1 protein-coding gene is annotated in these 257 nt (G+C 54.1%); it reads left to right on the forward strand.

Annotated features, from left to right (window positions below; genetic code table 11):
• Positions 1–257 (forward strand): hydroxyethylthiazole kinase (locus tag SB765_RS31345; protein WP_410932724.1); only part of this gene is annotated, 257 nt, incomplete at both ends.

The raw sequence follows: 257 nt of genomic DNA on the forward strand, positions 1-257 counted from the left end.
CGTTACACCTTTTTCACCAACATTCCCCTCTTGTGCACTGCATGACCAATGATGTGGTGCAAACCTTTACCGCCAATACCTTGCTGGCGCTCGGTGCATCGCCAGCGATGGTTATCGAAACCGAAGAGGCCAGTCAGTTTGCGGCTATCGCCAGTGCCTTGTTGATTAACGTTGGCACACTGACGCAGCCACGCGCTCAGGCGATGCGTGCTGCCGTTGAGCAAGCAAAAAGCTCTCAAACACCCTGGACGCTTGAT

Origin of the sequence: Pseudomonas sp. SIMBA_067 (assembly GCF_046534675.1) — a bacterium.
In the GTDB taxonomy this organism is placed as follows: Bacteria; Pseudomonadota; Gammaproteobacteria; order Pseudomonadales; family Pseudomonadaceae; genus Aquipseudomonas; species Aquipseudomonas putida.